The organism is Paenibacillus sp. FSL H8-0457 (assembly GCF_038051935.1).
Lineage (GTDB): Bacteria > Bacillota > Bacilli > Paenibacillales > Paenibacillaceae > Paenibacillus_AQ > Paenibacillus_AQ lautus_A.
Window position 1 is genome coordinate 4,124,689 of record NZ_CP150293.1, and the last position, 16,183, is coordinate 4,140,871.

General features: G+C 53.2%; 11 protein-coding genes. All 11 read right to left on the bottom strand.

Going from position 1 to position 16,183, the window contains the following annotated elements; translation table 11 throughout:
• Positions 1–15: 15 nt before the first annotated feature.
• The 11 genes from MHI43_RS18115 to MHI43_RS18165 all read right to left on the bottom strand — a co-directional run bounded on the left by MHI43_RS18115 (position 16) and on the right by MHI43_RS18165 (position 16,089).
• Positions 16–1,566: an extracellular solute-binding protein gene (locus tag MHI43_RS18115; RefSeq protein WP_015735768.1), complete on the bottom strand. Its 1,551-nt coding sequence runs from the start codon at positions 1,564–1,566 to the stop codon at positions 16–18.
• A 149-nt stretch (positions 1,567–1,715) separates the two neighbouring features.
• Entirely contained in the window at positions 1,716–2,597 is an 882-nt protein-coding gene (locus MHI43_RS18120; RefSeq protein WP_015735769.1) for a carbohydrate ABC transporter permease, read from the bottom strand.
• A 56-nt stretch (positions 2,598–2,653) separates the two neighbouring features.
• Positions 2,654–3,631 (bottom strand): ABC transporter permease subunit, encoded by a 978-nt coding sequence (locus MHI43_RS18125; RefSeq protein ID WP_015735770.1) that lies wholly within the window; start codon positions 3,629–3,631, stop codon positions 2,654–2,656.
• On the bottom strand, positions 3,618–5,735 hold the full coding sequence (locus MHI43_RS18130; RefSeq protein WP_162164386.1) for a family 10 glycosylhydrolase: 2,118 nt from the start codon (positions 5,733–5,735) through the stop codon (positions 3,618–3,620). The genes MHI43_RS18125 and MHI43_RS18130 overlap by 14 nt, the downstream gene beginning before the upstream one ends.
• Before the next feature lie 391 nt (positions 5,736–6,126).
• Complete coding sequence (locus MHI43_RS18135) at positions 6,127–7,893, bottom strand: glycoside hydrolase family 2 (RefSeq protein ID WP_015735772.1); 1,767 nt, start codon at positions 7,891–7,893, stop codon at positions 6,127–6,129.
• Positions 7,894–7,930: 37 nt separating this feature from the next.
• Positions 7,931–10,399, bottom strand: coding sequence for a family 43 glycosylhydrolase (locus MHI43_RS18140; protein ID WP_235201665.1), 2,469 nt, complete (start codon positions 10,397–10,399; stop codon positions 7,931–7,933).
• A gap of 5 nt (positions 10,400–10,404) precedes the next feature.
• Positions 10,405–11,241: a carbohydrate ABC transporter permease gene (locus tag MHI43_RS18145; protein ID WP_015735774.1), complete on the bottom strand. Its 837-nt coding sequence runs from the start codon at positions 11,239–11,241 to the stop codon at positions 10,405–10,407.
• Between the two features lie 11 nt (positions 11,242–11,252).
• Positions 11,253–12,146: a sugar ABC transporter permease gene (locus tag MHI43_RS18150; RefSeq protein WP_015735775.1), complete on the bottom strand. Its 894-nt coding sequence runs from the start codon at positions 12,144–12,146 to the stop codon at positions 11,253–11,255.
• Positions 12,147–12,239: 93 nt separating this feature from the next.
• Positions 12,240–13,625 carry a sugar ABC transporter substrate-binding protein gene (locus tag MHI43_RS18155; protein ID WP_015735776.1) on the bottom strand — a complete coding sequence of 462 codons (1,386 nt, stop codon included), beginning with the start codon at positions 13,623–13,625 and terminating at the stop codon, positions 12,240–12,242.
• A 135-nt stretch (positions 13,626–13,760) separates the two neighbouring features.
• Positions 13,761–14,837, bottom strand: a complete 1,077-nt coding sequence (locus tag MHI43_RS18160; protein WP_015735777.1) for a GntR family transcriptional regulator — start codon at positions 14,835–14,837, stop codon at positions 13,761–13,763.
• A gap of 196 nt (positions 14,838–15,033) precedes the next feature.
• On the bottom strand, positions 15,034–16,089 hold the full coding sequence (locus MHI43_RS18165; protein WP_015735778.1) for a GntR family transcriptional regulator: 1,056 nt from the start codon (positions 16,087–16,089) through the stop codon (positions 15,034–15,036).
• Positions 16,090–16,183 lie beyond the last annotated feature (94 nt).

Consider the following 16,183-nt stretch of genomic DNA (forward strand, 5'->3'; position numbering starts at 1 on the left):
CGAGCCGACTGTCCGTTACTCCCCGTTGAACTGCTTGTATGCTTCGGCCATTTGTTGGTACGCTTCCTGAATGTCCGGCTGGTTGTTCAGCTGATCAACGTATGCGCGGAACTCCTCCATTGGAATATGCCCGACGATAGCCTTTGTCACCATGGAAGCATATTCGTCGCTGTATTTAGGCCATGTGCTGCGCCAGCCCTCGGACGTGATGACGCGATAGTGGTCGATTTTTCCGATCTCGTCGTAATTTTCCACCTCTTTGATTTTGGCATCGTTAAAGGCTTTATCTCCGGAAGCGCTGATCACCTTGCCCCACTTGGCATAAGCCAGTACGCCCGCTCCCTTGCTCGTCGTATTGACTTCTTTGACCCCTTGTTCCGTCAGCACCTTCTGCCCGTCCTTTTCGGTGTAATGGACGCCTTCAATGCCGTAATAGGCAAAATCGGTCATTTCCTGGGACGCCGTCTGGTCGAAATATTTGAGCAGCTGCTTCACCTTCTCCTCCGGCACCTTCTTGGAGATGTAGAACCCGCCGGCTACGCCGGTTTCCAGGCCGACCGCATAATCCCCTTTCGGTCCCTTCAAGGTCACGTTCAGGATTTTGGCATCAGGCTGACCGGACTTCTTCATCGCCTGCTCCCATTCATGATCCCACCAGATCGGACGTCCATAGGAAGCGGCGCGGTTCGTCTTGAAGAGCTCCTCCGCCTGGCTTTCCTTCATGACCGCGTATTCCTTGGACATCAGGCCGTCCGCGTACAGTCCGCGCAGCCATTCCACCATCTCGATGTACTGAGGCGTAAGGGACGGGCTCATTAGCCCGCCATCATCGGTATAGGTCGGATTGTATACGCCGAAGCCGGCCTGGAATGATGCGGGCGGGTTATTGATATATAGGAGACCTACCGTATCCTTCTTCCCGTTGCCGTCCATATCGGCATCGACGATCTTCTTCAACGCTTCTTTATATTCGTCGAAATCGGTAGGGATCGGAATGTCCAGCTGCTTCAGCCAGTCCTCTCTTATTTTCAACCCGCCGTCGATCCTGGACCGGGACCGCGGCACCGCATAGATGCTCCCCTCCACCGACAAATATTTCAGTGCATCCGGGGCGAGATTGCTTTTCAGGTTCGGATACTCGCTGAGATCCCCGAGGAACGGCGTCAAATCCCAAAACGCGCCGTTCTGGATCGCCGTAATCAGCGTGGGGCGGATCGGATTTTGATAGGCCACGACTTCGGGCAGATCGCCGGAGGCCAGCAGCAAATCCAGCTTCGTGTCCAGATCGCCCGACGGCACCCATTCCACGTCCAGCTTGACGTTGGTGCGGCGCTCCCATTCCTTCCAATAGTCATTGTTCATGTCGGGGATCTCGTTATAGAGCCCGGCAAACATTTTGATTGTCATCGGCTTGCCGTCATTGCCTTCTGCTTCCGATCCTCCGGCGTTCTGCGGTTTCTCGCCGGCCTGCCCCCCGCAGCCTGCCAGCATGACGACGGCCATGAGGGCCGCGAGCCAGAGCTTCCAGCTGCTATGCGAGCTTCCCTTCTTCGATGTGTTTTTCATGTAAACCCCTCCTTATGGATGCTCATCATCCATGTATTGTTCTTGAAGCAGAGTTCTATCTCCTTCCCGCCAATTTGCGGTAGGATAACGCTTTCAATCCTACCGGCTGCATATCCGATGCACAGGGCATCGATGCGCCGTTTCCTTCCTCAACCCTTAATCGACCCGAGCATCACCCCTTTGGCAAAATGCTTTTGCAGAAATGGGTAAACAACCAAGATCGGTACCATCGCTAGTACAATTGAGGCCATCCGGATGGTCTCTTGCGGCACCACGTTTTCGTCGCTTGCCCCGGCCTGGGCCACCGCCACCGAATTGGAATCGATGACCAGCGTTTTAATCAACAGCTGAAGCGTCCACTTGCTGGAATCCGATAAGTAAATCAAGGCGTTAAAATAGGCGTTCCAATGCCCGACCGCAAAGAACAGGGTGAAGGTGGCGATCGCCGGCATCGACAGCGGGATTATCATTCGCAAAAACACGCCCATATCCGAGCAGCCGTCCATTTTCGCGGAATCCTCCAATTCGGATGGAAGCGAATCCAAGAAGCTTTTGATAACGATCAAGCTCCAGGCGTTGGTCAGGCCCGGCCAGATCATGGACCAGTAGGAATTCAACAGGCCTAGTTCCTTGACCAGCAAGTAGTTGGGCACGATACCCGGGCTGAACACCAGCGTGAAGATGACGAGCCCCATTACCCAGCGATTCCCGGGCATGGACCGTTTCGTCAGCGCGTAGGCCATCGTAAAGGAAACGACGATGTTGAGCGCGGTACCGACAACCGTAATGAAAACGGTGCTTTTAAACGCATTCATAAAGCTGTTGGTCGATAGAATGTACTTGTAGGACTCCAAGGACCACTGCTCGGGAAACAAATAAAATTTAAGCGGAACATAGACCTCGGGATCCGTAAAGGAAACGCTGAACACGTATAGAAACGGAAACAAGCATGCGACCGAGAACATGGTGATTAGACTGTAGTTGATCCAATCGAACAAGCTTAGCCCTTTTTTTCGGATAACGAAGCTCACGCGGAATTCCTCCTTTCGTTTAGCATAATGAGTATTCGGCAGACGCCTTTGGTGGCTTAATAAATGCCTTCATGGCCGAGCCGCTTTACGATTTTGTCGGCGGCCACGATCAGGACGAGCCCCACCAGCCCCTTGAACATGCCGACCGTCACCCCTATGCTGATTTTCCCTTGAAGAATGCCGTGCGTGTAGGAGTACGTATCGAACACCTCCGCCACCGAGCGCACCAGCGGATTCATCATCAGCAAAATCTGCTCGAAGCCAGTGTCCGCCATGCTGCCCAGCCGAAGAATAAGCAAAATGATGATCGTTGGCCGGATGGCCGGAAGCGTGATATGCCAGATCTGGCGGAACCTGCCCGCCCCGTCCACGACGGCGGCTTCGTAACGCTGGGGATCCACGCCCGCCATGGCCGCCAGGAAGATAATCGTTCCCCATCCGGCCTCCTTCCACATGCTTTGCGCGGTCAGAAGTCCCCAGAAGTAATTGGGATTGGACAGAAAGGAAACGGTATCCCTGCCGCTTTCGGCAATGAGTTTATTGACGATCCCCACGTCCGTCGACAACAGAAAGAACGTCATGCTGGCCACGACGACCCACGACAGGAAATGAGGCAGGTAAACTATGGACTGGTTCAGGCGCTTAAAGCTCTCATGCCGGATTTCATTCAGCATCAGGGCCAGCAGGATTGGGAGCGGAAAATGGAAGATCAGCGCGATCATATTGATCGCAAACGTGTTCCGCAACATAATATAGAAGTTGGAGCTCGAGAACAGATCCGCAAAGTGCTTAAATCCAGCCCATTCGCTTCCGGCAAAGCCAAGAAACGGATTATAATCTTTGAAGGCCAGAAGCAGCCCCCACATCGGAGCGATTTTGAACAGCAAGAAGAAGAGCAGCCCGGGCAACAGCAGCAAATAAATGATGCGGTGCTTGACGATGCGGGACGCGAGACTGCTCGGGCGAAGCGTTAGGCCCGGCTTGATGACCCTGCCGGCCCCTTGGGCAGGTATAGCAGATTTAGGCTTTGGCATCGCTGGTGATCAGCTCCTTTCGATCGCCGACAGGCACGGCCTGAAGCCAAACCGCTTCATAACGGCCGATTTGCGGCAGCGTCACCGTCACGCGATCTTGCGAGGTTTCCACCTGCGCATCGGATTCGGCACGGAGCAGCCTGCCCCTCGCTACCGCGTTTCTTGGCAGCTTCCACTTTTGCGGCCAAGACCCCGACGCATTCGCTACAGCGGTTTCGTCCACGCGATCAACGGTCAGTTCCACCTGAACATCATATAACGGAAGCGGATTCATAAAAGTCGTCCCGTTATATCCGGAGAGATTCAGCAGCTGAACCAGGCATCCGCCCTCCTTCAAACGGTGAACGAACAACTCTAGACATGGAGGTGCGTTCGTAGTAGCAACCCGATTCGGCACGATGTTATGTAGAACGTCCGCCATTACCTGCCTGTAGTCCTCGAACCCGTGGCGATAGTAGAGCTCGCCTGGATTCCAAGGCATATACACGCCGGTTCGGACCGTTCCCTGCTTGCCGACCCGCCTGTGCAGCCCCAAACCGTAATCTGCTCCGATGCGGTGGCCGTAGGCACGCTCCGGCGGCCCGAACGTGGACGGTTCGATGAATGGCAATCGGCACTCGGTCGTATCCGGGTCAAAGGCAACGCGGGCAAAGCTTCCGCCCGCGACGATCCAGTCCCGGCCATGGGCAAATCCGGGGAAATGCGACTTGTCCGAAACGTCCAGGTATGCGCCCGGCTCCGATTGTTTCACGCCGGCGAACGAGGCCGCGAACCATTCCTTAAGCAGCTCCGGCTGCCGCTCCAGCGCGCTTCCCGTTGCGACCAGCACCGCGCCGGCATCCGCCGCCCGATGCAGCGCTCGCGCCGCCGCCACCGACAATCCCTGAACGCCGGGAAGAATAACCGCTCGCATATGCATTAGTTTGGACTCCATGGCCACCAGCTGTTCTTCCATCACCACATCGAAGAGGACGTGCTCTTCCTTTAGCATTTTGAACATACCTTGATATTCCGCTGCTGCTTCGGGGGCCGCTGGCTTGACGAGCACCGCTTCAGCCATGGAGCCAAGCTGTCCGAACAGCTCCTCGTGCTCCGCATGGTATCTGAAAATATCCTTTACCGTTTCGAAGCTTGCCCGGTCCGGGTATCCTTCGAATGCCCCGATGATACAGAAATCCAGCCCCGATCCGCTTCCGATGCTTTGATATAAACGGATCGCATTTTCATTCTCGGAGACTCCTGTGAATCGGTAGGTCAGGTCGATGGCGTTAATGCTGCAGTTGCTGACCAGCTTGTCATCCCAGCTGTCTTGTATGGACGCAACATTCTCCGAGGCTGAATACAGCCAAGGCTGGCCGCTCCTTTTCAGCGACGTATTCGATTCCTTGCGGACGATATCGACCCGGTGTGGGTGATACGTGCTAATGGCCACATCGGACCGCAGCGACTTCACGAATCCGTGAATGCGCTCCAGCATTTCCCTTGACGTCCGTTCCTGGAAGGACCGGTACAGCTCGTGCATCGGATGTTCGGGACCGGTATACGCCAGCAAATCTTCGCCGGTTACTTCGCGAAACCGCAAGCGGCAGTTTGGGCAATAGCAAGGACCATAGAAATTCCCGCTGTAATCCCAATGCTGGTAGCCGAACATATTGAAGAAAATCCCATCCACCGGATAACGCTCCAGCACTTCTTGAATACTCTCCAGCGACTTCACCTGCTGATAGGCTCCATTCAGGCACGTATGAACGATGCCGTTATAATTGACCTCCCGCCCCTCACGGTCCCGGTAAAACCATTCGGGATACCGCATCCACAACGATTCATGCGCTTTACTGAAATCGAACCGTGCAATAAATCGCAATCCATTAGCATGGGCTTTTTCTACCGCTTCCCCCAGAAGGTCCTTGGTTAAATAAGGCGTTACATATTGATGCATAAGCGATGATGGATAGAACGCAAATATGCCCCCTGCATTCATCATGAGCACATTCGCTTGGAACGACTTGAGCTCGCGAATCAAAAGATCCACATCCATATCGGCGTCCGTCTCGCGAAGATTATTTTGGATCAATCGGAGACGGTTCGTTGACCACCATTTCATCCCCATTCCCTCCTTGGCTTGTGGTGTATGTCTACCATAATGAAGCTGAGGGCAGCAGAACAGGGACAATTCTTGCATGAGCACGTTAGGAAAAATATGTCCGATCCGGCATGGGGCGATATCCAGCGCGAGGTCCCCTATACCTGACTGAGCCGCAAAGTAAGAACAGGAGTTTATTGGTCATTTCTTGTTTGGCAGGAAAACTGCAAAAAATGTCCCGTTCCAACATTCTCTTGTACGGCGGATTATGTCTGCATGATCGATCGAGTTTACGGTTAGGCATCCAAACGATGGGTATGTATTTTCTTTGTACTCGCAACAAAAAAAACTCACCCTTGGGTGAGTTTTTTCAATCATGCGCGGGTAAGCGAGAATACGTCTCCGGCTACGATCATGCCAGATTGATGCCTCGGATCGCTTCCACGTTTACTTTCGGTTTACGGTCTTCCGTCAGCAAGCCGTTCACTTCCTGCTGCACGTCCGTAATTTGCGTATAACAGAACCCGCACACATAAGGCAAATTCTTGATCGCTTGTGTGATTCCTTCGTACCGCTTCAAGAATTCGTCCTCGCTGCGGACCTGATTGCCGTAGCCCCAGCCTTCTTCGCTTGTAAAAGCGATGCCGCCGTATTCGCTGATGATGACGGGCTGGCCCCGATAGCCATATCCCTGCGCGAATGGATAACGGTGTGTATTATGCGCGATTTGGTTGCCTAACAGCGCATCCTTGTCCCGATACCGCTCTTCCAGCATAGCACCGATTTCTTCATAATCATGGAGCGTAATGATATCCGAAACCGTATGTTCCCAGCCGTCGTTCACGATCACCGGCCTCATCTGGTCGAAAGCCTTGGTCAGATGATAGATCGATTCCGTAAATTGCTGCTGCTTGCGGTTGGTCGATATATCGGAAATTCCCCAAGACTCGTTGAACGGCACCCAGGTGATGATGGAAGGATGGTTGTAATGCTGCCGGACGACGTCCATCCACTCTTGCGTGAACCGCTCGACCGCATCGTCTCCGAATTCGTAAGTCGACGGCATTTCCGACCATACTAACAATCCTTTGCGGTCACACCAATATAAATAACGGGGATCCTCCAGCTTCTGATGCTTGCGCACGCCGTTAAAGCCGAGCGCAAGCGTTTTGTCGATGTCTTCCAGCAGCGCTTCCTCAGACGGAGGCGTCAGATGCGTATCGCTCCAGTATCCTTGATCCAGCAGCAGCCGCTGATAAATCGGCGTATGGTTCAAGATGATTTGGTCCCCTGCGATCCGAATGCTCCGCATGCCGAAATAAGAATAGGCGGTGTCGATCGGCTTTCCGTTTTGCTTCAGAATCATCTCGACGTCGTATAAATTCGGATGGTTCGGATGCCACGGCTTGACTTTCCATTCGCCCACGGCTTCGTTTACGACGCTTACATCGACCGTTACCGTTCCGCGTTCCACGCTCGTTTCCGTCGAACGGATCAGCTTCCCGTCAAACCGGATGATGGTCTGGAGGGTTAACCCGTCGTAGCCGTGCGCGGCATTGCCCAGTTCATAGCCGAAATTCGCCGACCCGCGTTCCAGTTCCGGCGTTATCTTCACCCGGCTGATGTGAATCGGATTCACGTATTCCATCCATACGGTTTGCCATATTCCGGTCGTCTGCACGTACCAACACCCGAAGTTGTCCTTCATCCATCGCTGCTTGCCGCGCGGCTGCGTACAGCTGTTGCCGTCCACGACTTGAACGGTAATCCTGTTCTCGCGTCCAAACTCGACTGCTTCCGTAATATCGAAGGAAAAGGCTGCGTATCCGCCTTCATGCATGCCGATTTTGCTGCCGTTGACCCACAGGGTCGCCGCATAATCGACCGCTTGAAAATGCAAAATGATCCGTTTGCCTTCTGCCTCGGCAGGTACGGCTACACTACGTTCATACCATACGCAAGGATGAAATGTTTCATCCGCGATGCCGCTTGCTTTGGTCTCGTACGCAAAAGGCACCGTGATTTTTCGGTCAGCCTGAAGGCGTTCGTACCACTTGGCGCTTTCTCCTTCCAGAGCATCGTCGAAGCGAAAATCCCATTCCCCGTTCAGATTTACCCATTCCTCGCGTACCAATTGCGGTCTGGGATAGTCCTTTATATATTTGTGCGAGCTAGACATTATGTTCCACTCTCCATCTTCTGTTAGTTTATCGTTTCTATTTGGTTCCTATGGATTCCACCGTTAAATCGCCAAGCCCGATCTGTTCAGCATGAACCGATCGAATGCCGACCCTCCCCTGCATGAAGGCCTGGGGATCGTCATACGTCAGGACAGGCTCTTCTCCATCCTCGACGAAGACGCGGATCGTCCCGTGAACTGCTTCGATGCGCAAGCTGACGGGCTTGTTCCGTTCCAGCTCAACTTTGATGCTTTGAAGCAGCTCGGAATCGTAATTATGTTTGTACAGTTCCAGTTTCGTGGCGGTGACCGCGAGGAAATATCCCATCAGCGAATCGCTCACTTGATCCCTGAAATCCGACTCATTTGTCACCCGGAAGAGTAAGCCCGCTTGACCGGACGGATCATCGCCCAGCGTTACGGTCGTCCGGATGCGGTAGTCGGACCAAAGGCGGCTGCCTCCATACATCTTGGCATCGGCATCGGCTGCTCCGGCATAACTTCCGGCGGTTTCGTTCCAACGGCCGTGAACATCCTCGGAACTTGCTTGTTCCAATAAACGTTCGATCTTGAATGCTTGATCATCGACCAGCTCGAATTCCATCGTTTTCCACTCCAGCTGCCCATTGTCCAATTGAATGGCAAGGCTATGTAATCCCTTTTCGAGCTTTAGGGATCCTACCCGAATTTTTACCCAGGGTTCGCTGCTGGCGTCATGGCTGCCGTCGATTTTAAAGCTTCCGGCTTTTTGATCGTCCACGAGCAGCTTAAAGGCTGCCGGCCCCGCGTCAGCCTTGACCGACAAGTCCAGCGCATAGGTGCCCGATTCCGAAACGTTTACTGCATAACGCAGCCAATCGCCTTTTTCCGTAAGCGCAGCCGAATAGCTGCCATCCTCCGCCTGCCGAATCGCCGTTCCGTCCGAATGACGCCATGCGCCGGTTTCCGACGGTTGACGAACCGCATACCCCCTGCCTTCGCCGCTAAGATAATGCACGGCTTCCATGCTGCCGGGAAGCGGCTTGGCCGTTTCGAAGTCACTGCTGCCGTCGGCTTGATTCGAGAATGCGGTATACGACAATCCCGGTACGCCGTTATCGTACCGATACCCGATACGGCCAGGTCCGAACGTTTCCGAAGATTCATCCAGCTTCACAACGCCGTCCAGGTAGACCCGAAGCCGCTCGTTCCCTCGTTCGATACGAATCGTGTGCAGTTTAGACCAATCCGTATCTTCCGGAAGCTCCGCGGTGGCGAGCACTTTACGGTTGCCATCCTCCATCCTGCCCAAGGATAGTCGGTTTAGTTCCGGTTCGATTTCGGCGAACCCGAAACGGTTGGCCTCCTCATAGGCAAACAATGCGGCGACCCGCGTCTTTGACGGCACCAAATTATATTCCGCCGTATAGATGCGATTCGTGCTCTCCTTGCTGATGATTCGAGCGCTTCCTTCCGATTTCTCCGACTCCCACCGGTTCTCATCGATGGCGTCTGCGTCCAGCCGATCGGCAAAGACCGGCCCTCTCGGGATAGGCTGATCGTAATTCGTAGGACCCAGAATCTCCATCTTGTCTCCGTTGAATACCAGCCGGTCGATGTTCATGCGCCGGACAGGCGGGCCTTCCTGAGATCTTCCCGTCAAGTTATGATAGACGAGATAATAGGAATCCAGATCGGGTCCCATCACCGTCGAGCTGTGGCCAAGCCCGTAAAAGTCCGGCTTAGTGCTGATGACGAGCGGATTGTTGGCCGGAATGTTGTACGGACCGAGCGGCGAGTCATGCGATACGGCATAATGAATACGGTAGCCTTTGCTGAATACATGATTCCCGGTATATGTCATGTAATAGGTACCGTTCCGCTTGATGATCATGGACCCTTCCGTCCAATGCCCCAGATAGGGCCCGGGAATCGTCTGACCGACGCCGAATTCGGCGGGTCCGTCCATCGGAACGCCGACAATGCCCGACGATCCAGCATGGGTAAACAGCCAGGAGCCGTCATCGTCGATAAACACCGAGCCGTCGATGCTCATCCCGACGTTCTCGGAGATTCTTTCGAACGGGCCTGTCGGCGATTCGCTTCGGAACACGTAATGTCCCCTTCCCGCCGGAGAAGTGTATAGATAGAACCACCCGTTCGAGTAAATCACTTCGGGGGCATAGGCCCCGGTCGATACGGGATCTTCCGTCACAAGCCCCGCATAGCTCCAATCGACCAGATTGTCCGACATCCAAGCCTTGATTCCCGTCCGATGATCCTTAGTGCTCACATATAGATAATAGCGGCCGTCATGCCGCAGCACATACGGATCCCCGTTGCCGTAATCCTCCCATTCTTCCTCCAACGACGGAAAGGGATTGGCATACATTTCATTGTATATTTCCATATCGACCGCCTCCGGTTTCGTGGTTGTATCGCATCCCGATAATGCCAATCCGGCCGCTAAACCTAACGCTCCGATACAACATGCGATTTTTGACAGGCGCGGCATTCTTATCGGCATGCGCCTCACCCCTTGATTCCGCTGATTGCCATCGATTCGATAAAGTATCTTTGGCAGAAAAAGAACACGATGATCACCGGCACCATGGAAATGATGGCTGCGGCCATGATCATCGGATAATCCGACTGGCCGATGTACATCGCCTGCATGGAAGCGATCAGCACTTGAATCGTTTGCTTCTCGGGCGTATGCAGGTAAATCAGCGGGCCGAGAAAATCGTTCCAGATGCCCATAAAGCCGAGAGCGGCTTGGGCAGCGAGCGCCGGCTTCATGATCGGCAGCGCGATTTTGAAGAAGATGCCCGGAAAGCTGCAGCCGTCGATCTTCGCCGCTTCGATCAATTCGGTCGGCATCGCGCTCTGCAAATATTGGCGTATGAAAAAGATGACGACGATGTTGCCGAACAGGCCGGGTACGATGAGCGGCAGCAAGGTGTCTACCCAATCCAGCCTGGAAAACCCGATATACTGCGGTATCATTACCACCGAATACGGAATCATCATCGTTCCGAGCAAGCCCATGAAGAGCATGCCTTTGTAAGGGAATTCGAATTTGCCGAATGCATAGGCCGACATTGCGGATACCAGCATTCCTATGGTCAGGACGATCACCACGATGATCAAGCTGTTCATGAATCCATGCAGCAAAGGCGACTCCAGCCAAACCTTCGCATAGTTGCCGAACGTGATCGGTTCTGGAATCCATTGCGGAGGAATTTCGAATACGTTTCGCCGATCCTTCAACGAAGTCGAGATGGTCCAGATGAACGGAGCGATCATAAAGATCGATCCGAAAAGCAGCAGCAGCAGCGACCAGAGGTCCGTCATTTTTTCCCGTTTCACAGATTTCCCCCCTAGTCTTGGTAAACCCAGCGATTGGAAAGCTTGAATTGTATAAGCGTGACAACAAAGATGAGAATGCCCAGCACCCAGGCAACCGCGCTTGCATAACCCATGTTAAAGTACTGGAACGCATGCTGGAAAATATAATAGACCACCGTGGCCCCGCTATATTCAGGCCCGCCGTCTACCGCCAGCACGTAAATTTGGCTGAACGACTGGAACGCCCCGATGATGCCCATGACCACGACGAAAAAATGAATAGGCGTGAGCAGCGGGATGGTAATCCGCGTCAGCTTGTGCCATGCGCCAGCGCCGTCGATTTCCGCGGCTTCATAATACGTCGAGGAGATGGATTGCAGTCCTGCAAGGTACAGCACCATGTTTCCGCCGATGCCGCTCCAAAGCCCGATCAGGATTAACGAAGGCTTCACCCACTCCGGCTTACCCAGCCAGTTAGGGCCGGCAATGCCGAACGTTTCCCACAGAAAATTGTTGAGCAAGCCGTAATCCTGATTTAATATCCACTGCCACAACAGCGATACGGCGATGACCGGCGAAATGACCGGAAGATAATAGATCGTGCGCATGAACGAGATGCCGGCGAATTTACGGTTCATCAGGATGGCCAGCAGCATCGAGAGCACCATGCCGATCGGAATGCCGATCATTAAATAAATCGTATTGTACATCGATTTGTACACTTTCTCGTCGCCCATAAGATCCTTATAGTTTGCGAGTCCCGCCCACTGCGGATCGGATAGCATATCCCATTTGTGAAAGCTGATATATATGGAGAACAAGATCGGCACAAGGCCGAACAAAAGAAACCCGAGAACCGGCGGAGCGACGAACAGATACAACCATGCCAGTTCTCTTCTGCGATACCCGCCAAGCTTGGTACCCATATTCCATTCCACCTTCGCCAGTATTCGATTGATCAGGACGTCTTGATACGGCGGGAGGCGCCGATATCCATGGCTGGCGCCCCGCCTGCTTCATTATTTATTGCCTTTGTCGTACAGCTCCTGCATCTTCGGCTGGATTTGGGCCGTAAAGTCTTTGGCCGACATCTCGCCGTTCCATACTTTACTCGCGTTCTGATTGAACGTATCCATCCATTGCGTATCCTTGGAGAAAGCTATAACGTTTGGTCGTCCGTAATCTTGGATAATGTCCAGAAAGACTTGGCGCGTCTGCGGCCCTTTGTCCATTTCCTTAAATTCGCCTTCGGCCATGTTGATCAGGTTGGGAACCGCCTGGCCGAGCTGGTAGTTTTCGCGCTGGCCTTGCTCATCCAGCGATAAGAAGGCGGCCAAATCGAACGCTTCCTGCGGGTGCTTGGATTTTGCCGATACGGCAAATCCCATTGAGCCGAGCCAGGTCGCCGTTTGTCCCGTGTTCGGGCTTGCCGGCCATGCCGCAATATCCCAATCGAAAGGCAGCTCCCAAAATGCCGGCTGATCCCACGGACCCATCGCAAACATGCCTAGCTGGCCGTTAATGAAGCGCGTATACGCATTCATCGCTTGTTCGGCTTCCTGATTCGGGCTGACCTTATACTTCAAGTTCAGGTCGGCAACAAATTGCATCGCCTCATAGAATGCGGGCTCGTTGACCTTTACCGTGCCGGTGGCGTAATCGATGTATTCGCCGCCGTTGCCCCAAACCGCCGATTCCAGACTGTAAGCGCCTACACCATACTGTTCAGGCTTTCCGTCGCCGTTGTTGTCGACCGTCAGCTTCTGGGCAGCTTCCAGCATGTCGTCCCAGGTCCATTCTCCAGCCGTGGCGGATGGATACGGCACGCCCGCATCGTCAAACAAATCCTTGTTGTATACGAAAGCCCACGGACCTACGTCCTTCGGCAGGCCGTACAAATCGCCCGCCCCGACCTTACTGCCGTCAAAACGATAGCGGTCCATGGCCTGCTTCCATACGTTATCGGGATTAAACAACGACGTCTGATCCAGGTATGACTGGATGTTGAGAAGGGTGCCGGCTTCGGCGAAACGGTAAAACTCCGGACCGCCGACATAGAATACGTCCGGCACTTTGCCTGAACTGATCAGCGTTGTCATCTTCTGCGAGTATTCGCCCGGCGGCACCGAAGTGTATTTAACCGTGACGTGCGGATACTTCTCCTCAAAGGAAGCGATCAGCTTTTCGAAAATCTTTTTTTCGTTCGGATTGCCGTGGCCCATAAACTCAATCGTGACGGGTTCCTTCTGGTCCGTACCGGTGGACGCTTCCTGACCTGGCTTCGACGCGTCCGGGTTGCTTGAAGCAGTCCCTCCGTTTGTTCCGTTGCTGCCCCCGCTGCAAGCGGATAACGCAAACACCAGCAGCAGCATCAACATACCTGCAAATTTGCTTTTCGTTTTCATGCGATCCCCCTCTTCTTTAACAAATGATTTGGTTGTAAGCGCTTTACGGAATCATAATAACTTATATTATTATAATTTTATATACTATATTTATTATAAAATTAGTGGTTTTCAGTGGCTTCACGGACGAACCTTTCATTCGTTTACCAGCATGACCGGCACCATAATCCTTCTTGCCTCAAAGGCTCCTTCAATTTGCTCGATCAGCAGCTCTACGGTCAGGCGGCACATTTCCTCTTCATTTTGACGGATAAACGGCACGTGCGGCAGATCCGGCGGATCGAACGTAATCAGCTCCAGATCCTCCGGTACGCGCTTACGGGATGCAACCGCCGCTTTATATGCACTTCGGCATAGCTCCGTATTGGCCGTAACGATGCCGGTAATTTCGGGATTGCCGTCTAAAAACTCCCTGATTTTATCGACGGAGTTGCCCGAGGCGATCTCCTCCAACGGGATTAGGCACCATAAGCTTTTGTCGATCGACATCCCGCGTTCCAGAAAAGCCTGCTCGAACCCTTGGGCTCTCTCGTCCGTCACGGTATTCGTAATCTCCGGTGAGATGAACGCGATCGACGAATGGCCATTGTTAATTAAATACTCCACGGCTTCCTTTGTCCCGTTGACGTTGTCCGAGCTTACGCTGTACGTCTTGATTTCCTTCAAAAACCGGTCGATCAGGACAAAAGGGAAACGGTCCAGCGACAGCCTTAAAATCGAATCGTTGTATGTCTCGTTTTCAACCGGAAAGATGATGATGCCGTCCACCCCCTGGTTCAAGAAGGACGAGATGACCTTGGACTCCTCGACCTGGGATTCTCGCGTAATTCTCAGCATCAGCTCAAAGCCGGCGGCGGTGGCATATTTCTCGATGTTGTCCAAAAATCGCTGGTCCACTTTCGTTTTCATCGTGGGCAGTACGAGTCCGATCCGTCCGCTTCTGCCCGGACCTGCCGTCCATTCGCCTAACTGATCGAGTGCGGAAGCGTTCTCCGGCCTGCTCATCACGAAGGTACCCTTGCCCTGGATCCGGACGAGCAAACCTTCCTCCATGAGTCCGACCAGCGCGTTTTTGCTTGTAATTTGACTGACGCGGTAACGTTCAGACAGTTCCTTCTCGGAAGGGACCCGGTCCCCTTCCCGCAGCTTGCCGATGGCGATCAGCCGCTTGATGTCTTCCTGGATTTTTTTATATAGCGGCAACGATTTCAACGCGCATCACAACCTTTATATTGTAAATAGTATATTTAGTATATTATTATAATATAACTTTCGAAATGTAAATATAAAACTGTACAAACCCGTGATTTGCCTCAAAATATACGAAAAAAAACGGCTGAACGAAGTTCAGACCGTTTTCACGATGATATTTCTCCTGTGTATCAAGCCAGTATCCTGGATGAACGGATCATTCCGGCCAAATCCATTGGACCGGGACGACCTCCCTTCGAGGCTCGTGCTTACCGGCCAGCTGTTCCGACAGCAGATCGACGGCACGCCGGGATACTTCATCCGGTTGCTGCCGGATATAAGGAATGCCTTCAATATCCGGATCGTCAAAGGCGGCGAGCTGCGGTTTGCTCTCCGTCGCCGGCCAAATTTCCCGCATGGCGTAATGGGCATAGCGGGCCAGCTCCGCATTCACGCAAAAGACCGCGGTTACATCACTGCAGCCCTGCAGAAAACGAAGGACCTCCTGCGGTCCGTGTCCCTCCTGAATCGTAACCAAATCCAGCAAGCACCATAGCCTTTTGTCTATCGGCAAGCCCTGCTCCAGAAATGCGGCTTCGAAGCCTTTGGCTCTTTCGTCCGTAACCGAATTCGTAATCTCCGGAGACAGGAAGGCAATGCGCCTGTGCCCCGTCGCAAGCAAACCGGATATGGCTTCGCGTACGCCCTCGTAATTATCAGAGCTGACGCTATAGGTCCGGATCTCCTTCAAAAAACGGTCGACCAGCACCAGGGGGACCTGATCAAGCGACAAACGCAAAATGGCGTTATTGTAGCTTTCCTGCTCGACCGGAAATATCAAAAAGCCATCGACTCCCCGTTCCCGGAACTGCTCGATCGCCCGGGATTCTTCCTCCTGCGATTCGCGTGAGATACGGATCAACAGATCATATTCTCTTTCCGCGCAGTAGCGTTCCAGGCCGTCCAGCAGCTGCTGGTCGATCTTGGTTTTCATCGTTGGCAATATGATCGCAATCGTTTTTTTCATATCCGTCCGGGGCTGCGGTCCTTCCGAAGAGCCCTGCTCCCTAACAAAGGTGCCTTTTCCCCGGTAACGCACCAGAAAACCTTCCTCCACCAAACCGTTGAGCGCGTTTTTGGATGTGATCTGGCTTACGCCGTACCGCTGAGCCAGCTCCTTCTCCGACGGTACCAAGGCACCTGCCGGAAGCTCGCCGCTCTGAATACTGCGCCGTATATCGTTCTGTATTTGTTTATATAACGGATGCTCCATGTCATACCTCGCTTTTTACGACTGTCCAAACTGAAAAATAATATATATTTAGTATATCTTAATTTATACTAACTGCGATACAATCCAATTTAGA

What these genes read in the sequence shown, in the direction of transcription:
- MHI43_RS18155 (WP_015735776.1), bottom strand. Translation starts at nt 13,625, where the DNA reads ATGAAAACGAAAAGCAAATTTGCAGGTATGTTGATGCTGCTGCTGGTG.
- MHI43_RS18150 (WP_015735775.1), bottom strand. Translation starts at nt 12,146, where the DNA reads ATGGGTACCAAGCTTGGCGGGTATCGCAGAAGAGAACTGGCATGGTTG.
- MHI43_RS18165 (WP_015735778.1), bottom strand. Translation starts at nt 16,089, where the DNA reads ATGGAGCATCCGTTATATAAACAAATACAGAACGATATACGGCGCAGT.
- MHI43_RS18135 (WP_015735772.1), bottom strand. Translation starts at nt 7,893, where the DNA reads ATGTCTAGCTCGCACAAATATATAAAGGACTATCCCAGACCGCAATTG.
- MHI43_RS18125 (WP_015735770.1), bottom strand. Translation starts at nt 3,631, where the DNA reads ATGCCAAAGCCTAAATCTGCTATACCTGCCCAAGGGGCCGGCAGGGTC.
- MHI43_RS18130 (WP_162164386.1), bottom strand. Translation starts at nt 5,735, where the DNA reads ATGAAATGGTGGTCAACGAACCGTCTCCGATTGATCCAAAATAATCTT.
- MHI43_RS18140 (WP_235201665.1), bottom strand. Translation starts at nt 10,399, where the DNA reads ATGCCGATAAGAATGCCGCGCCTGTCAAAAATCGCATGTTGTATCGGA.
- MHI43_RS18115 (WP_015735768.1), bottom strand. Translation starts at nt 1,566, where the DNA reads ATGAAAAACACATCGAAGAAGGGAAGCTCGCATAGCAGCTGGAAGCTC.